Source organism: Methylibium sp. (assembly GCF_013817365.1).
Classification (GTDB): domain Bacteria; phylum Pseudomonadota; class Gammaproteobacteria; order Burkholderiales; family Burkholderiaceae_C; genus Methylibium.
Genome location: NZ_JACDCU010000470.1, coordinates 1 through 3,006, shown reverse-complemented (window position 1 = coordinate 3,006; position 3,006 = coordinate 1). Strand labels below are relative to the sequence as shown.

4 protein-coding genes are annotated in these 3,006 nt (G+C 70.4%); 2 read left to right on the top strand and 2 right to left on the bottom strand.

Annotated elements, in window-relative coordinates:
- Positions 1-237 (top strand): hypothetical protein (locus H0W38_RS19895; protein ID WP_292457427.1); only part of this gene is annotated, 237 nt, incomplete at its 5' end.
- Positions 238-241: 4 nt separating this feature from the next.
- Complete coding sequence (locus H0W38_RS19890; protein ID WP_292457425.1) at positions 242-637, top strand: adenylyltransferase/cytidyltransferase family protein; 396 nt, start codon at positions 242-244, stop codon at positions 635-637.
- Here H0W38_RS19890 and H0W38_RS19885 read toward each other — a convergent pair.
- Both H0W38_RS19885 and H0W38_RS19880 read right to left on the bottom strand, forming a co-directional pair.
- Entirely contained in the window at positions 621-1,775 is a 1,155-nt protein-coding gene (locus H0W38_RS19885; protein WP_292457422.1) for a CDP-glycerol glycerophosphotransferase family protein, read from the bottom strand. The two genes, H0W38_RS19890 and H0W38_RS19885, sit on opposite strands and share 17 nt — an antisense overlap.
- Before the next feature lie 105 nt (positions 1,776-1,880).
- The coding region (locus H0W38_RS19880) for a glycosyltransferase (RefSeq protein ID WP_292457418.1) at positions 1,881-3,006 on the bottom strand (1,126 nt) is incomplete at its 5' end.

The window sequence follows — 3,006 nt, the reverse complement described above, 5'->3', positions numbered from 1 at the left end:
TCCTTCTGGTTCGAGGCGCTCTACAGCGGCCTCGACGCTGGCGAGATCAGCCAGGAGGCGATCGACTTCTCGCTCGAGAACGGCTACGTGCGCCCCTCGCTCGCCTGGCAGACGCAGCAGCGCGAGACCGATTCGAATCGCGTGCCGGCCGAGCTGCATGCCGCCGACGAGGCCTTCCTCGAGTACTGCCGGCAGCACAGCTTCAACAACCTCGACGGCGACTACCGCGCCCGCTGACCGCATGCGCCGCATCCTCACCTTCGGCACCTTCGACGTGCTGCACATCGGCCACGTCAGCATCCTCGAGCGTGCCCGCGCACTCGGCGACCGGCTGATCGTGGGCGTGTCCTCCGATGCCCTCAACCTCTCCAAGAAAGGCCGACGGCCCGTCTATCCGGAGGACGATCGCCTCAAGCTGATCGGTGCGCTGCGCTGCGTCGATGAGGTCTTCGTCGAGGAGTCGCTGGCCCTGAAGGGGGAGTACCTGCGCCAGCACCGCGCCGACGTACTGGTGATGGGCGACGACTGGCAGGGCCGCTTCGACGAGTTCCGGGGGATCTGCGAAGTGGTCTACCTGCCGCGCACGCCTTCGATCTCGACGACCGAGATCATCGAGGTGATCAAGCGCGTGCCGTGACGGCGGGCGGTCCGGCCTGGGCCCGCCGTTCCAGCTCGTCGGCGATGCGCTCGGAGGCACGGCCGTCGCGTGGCCCGATCAGGTGTTCGATGAGCGCTTCGCGTTCCGGGCGATCGGGGCTGACCGTGCGCCTGCGCTCGGCGATTGCCTCCGCGAGCGCCTGCGGCAGATCGGCGGCGCGGTCCACGCAGTGCGCCACGGTTTCGTAGCGCGTCGTATTGGGGTCCATGCGCCGATCGAAGCGCCAGCGCAGCAGCCCACGGTAGCTCCAGCGCAGCTTGAGGAAACGGCACCACACGACCGGCCGGCCGAGTGCCGCGAACTCGAACAGCGCGCTCGACGCGTCGCTGACCAGCACGTCGGCCCGGGCCATCAGCGGCACGAGGTCGTAGGTCTCGGCCCCAAGCACTTCGACCGCCGGATCGCGCGCCCAGGCCTTCAGGCGCTCGCGCTGGCCGGCGTACTGCTTGACCGTCCAAGTGAAGAAATGCGGCTTGACGATCCAGCGCGCGCCGGGCGCTAGGGCGCTCAGGGTCTTCGGCATCAGCTCCAGAGACGACGGATAGAAGGTGGGTGCGTAGAGCAGAACCGGCTCGGCGACGGGGCTCGGCGTGGCCAAGGGCAGTGCGGTGTGCGGCGCTGCACCGTGGGGCGCTGTGTCGGGCGGCGGCCCCGCAAACAGCGGGTCGAGCTTGGCGAAACCGACCAGTGCGAGCCGCGCACGCGCGCCGGGATCGCGCGCCACCAGTTCATCGAGCACTCGCTGCGATTCGACGCAGCGCAGGTCGAAGGCGTTGAGGCGCGGATCGAACAGCACGGTCTTCACGCCGATGCCGTGATAGACCAGCGCGCTGCGCGTGCTCGGAGCGAGCGTCTCGTCGTGGTCGAGAAAGCTGCCGAACACGGCCCAGTCGGGCGCGAGCCCGCGCAGCTCGGCGTAGGCCGCGCGCGCAGTGTCCACGCGCACGAGCGTGTGAGCCGGCACTAGCGTTTCGAAGGCAGGCAAGGGCATGTCGCGCAGGGCCGCGTCGAGCCTCAGCAGTGTGGTGACGCGGTGGCCGCGCGCCAGCAGGCAGCGGATCACGGGCGAGAACTGCGGCAGGTAGTAGAGCTGTTCTGCGAAGAAGGCGATGTGCATGGGATGGCTTCGGCTTTGCTGGCTTGCGGGGCTCGTCGGGCGCTCAAGGGAGCCTGTCGGGAGGAGCGGGACGCCGGGAGTTCGGCGGGTGAGCGAGTGCCGTGCTCAGCGCGGCGCACGAGCCGCGAGCACTGCACGGTAAACCTCGCGGTTGCCGTCCACCATGGCGTCGAGCGAAAACTCGCGCAGCGCCAGCTCCCGCCCGGCTGCGCCGTAACGCTCACGCAGTGCCTCGTCCCCGAGCAGCCGCACGAGGTGAGCCGCCAGCGCCGCAGCATCGCCCGGCTCGATCAGCTCGCCGTTGAGACCCGGCCGAACGATCTCGGGAATGCCGCCGGCACGCCCGGCGACGATCGGCAGCCCGCAGGCCGCAGCCTGCAGGAGTGCCACGCCCAGGCCTTCCATCTCTGCGGGGTGCACCATCACATCGACGCAGGGCAGCACGCGCTCGAGATCGCTGCGAAAGCCGGCGAACACCACGCGCTCGGCAAGCCCCGCCTGGTTCACGAGGCGGCGGACCGTCTCCAGCTCGGGCCCCTGGCCGAACAGCAGTACCCGCGTGCGCGGATGCGCCGCCAGCACCGAAGGCAGCGCCGCGAGCAGCGTGCGATGGCCCTTGCGGGCAATGAACTGCGCGGCCATGGCAAGCGTGAGTTCGTCGCCGGCCAGGCCGAATTCCGTGCGCAACCAGGCCCTGCCGGCGCGGCCGGGCCGATACCGCTTCGTATCGACCGCGCTGTGCACGCACACCACGCGCTCGGGCGGCACGCCCTCGGCCAGCAGCACTTCGCGGATGCCGTTGGAGATGGCGATCACGCGCGCATAGAGCCGGTACTTGCGCGACACCCACCAGCGCGGCTCCGGGTTGTCGACGCGTCGGCTCAGCACCGCCGGCACACCTTCGCGCCGCGCCGCGACACCGCCCCACAGGTCGCTGCCACGCCGGCTGTGCAGGTGCACGATGTCGGGCCGCTCCGCGCGGATCAGGCGGCGCAGCCGGCCCATCAGGCCGATGTCGAGGTCGCCCTTCATATCGATCTCGTGCACGCGCGCCGCATGCTGCCGGGCCGCCGCCGCGATGGCGCTGCCGCGCGGGCAGACGAGCACGGCTTCCTCTCCGCGCGCCCTGAGTCCCTGCAGCAGAAAGACCACCTGCAAGGCACCGCCGTACAGGTGCATGCCGGCCTCGACGTGCAGCGTCTTCACAGCGGCGCCAGCCGGAGGCTCACCC